The sequence below is a fragment of the Leisingera sp. F5 genome (genome assembly GCF_001593695.1).
This window is the reverse complement of sequence record NZ_LUKH01001407.1, coordinates 1-1052: the sequence shown is the minus strand read 5'-3', so window position 1 is coordinate 1052 and position 1052 is coordinate 1. Positions and strand designations below refer to the sequence as shown.

Below are 1052 nucleotides of genomic sequence, written 5' to 3'. Positions count from 1 at the left end.
ATCTTGGGCGGTGCCGGCAATGACACCTTATCCGGTCTGTCCGGCAGCGACTTGTTGCTGGGCGAAGATGGCAATGACCGCCTGCTGGGTGGCGCCGACCGCGATACGCTCAACGGCGGCGATGGCGATGACGACCTTTGGGGCGGCAGCGGACGCGACATGCTGATTGGCGGCATGGGCGATGATCTGCTGATTGGCGGCAAACACGGCGACAGGCTGCTGGGCGGCGGCGGCGCCGATGAGCTGAAGGGCGGCCATGGCAAGGACGTTCTGATCGGCAATTCGGGCAACGACCTGCTGGTCGGCGGCGGCGGCAGCGATACACTGAAGGGCGAGTCCGGGCGCGACATGCTGCTGGGCCACAAGGGCAACGACGTGCTGACCGGCGGCAGCCAGGCGGATACCTTCGTCTTCCACAAAGGCCACGGTAACGACACTATCACCGATTTCACCGCCGGTGAGGATCGCATCGCAATCGGCCGCGGCGCCAGCCGGCTGAGCCAGCTGGATTTTGAAAGCCAAGGCAACAATGTCCTGGTCTCCTTTGCCAATGTCACCATTCTGGTGGAAGACATCACCGTGGCGCAGCTGCAGGACGCGGACAACTTTCTGTTCTGACCATCACGGTCATTGACCTGCTCAAGGCGCGCCCCGGCGGCGCGCCTTTTGTCATTTCAGCATCCAGCGTCCGTCCGGCCAGAAGGCGTGAAAGGCAAAGGCAAACATCACATCATGCGCCACGTCGAACCCGCTTGCATCGCGCACCCGGACTGATCCGATGTCCCGTCCCTTGGCCAGCGTGCCCGCATCCAGCGCCGAGGCCTGCCCGGCCCGCCAGCTGAGCACCACGCCTGCTTCACGGATCTCGCCTGCCTTTGCCAGCCGCGCCAGCGGCCAGGCCCGGCTGCCAACCCGCACCACCCGGTCCAGCGGTGCCAGCCCATGCGGCGGCGGGGTGCCATCATACAGAAACGGCCAGTCAGACGTGTCATATCCCTGGTAAGGGTTTTGCCCGTAGCGCCGGTTATAGCCAGGCTGCGCCATCACCAGAC

At 64.7% G+C, this 1052-nt stretch carries 2 protein-coding genes; one reads left to right on the top strand and one right to left on the bottom strand.

From position 1 onward, the window contains the following. Window positions 1–618, top strand: a 618-nt coding sequence (locus A2I95_RS41830) for a calcium-binding protein (RefSeq protein WP_291738143.1), incomplete at its 5' end; no start/stop codon positions are given. A 51-nt stretch (window positions 619–669) separates the two neighbouring features. Here A2I95_RS41830 and A2I95_RS41825 read toward each other — a convergent pair. Beyond that, window positions 670–1052 (bottom strand): DUF3179 domain-containing (seleno)protein (locus A2I95_RS41825; protein WP_291738142.1); only part of this gene is annotated, 383 nt, incomplete at its 5' end.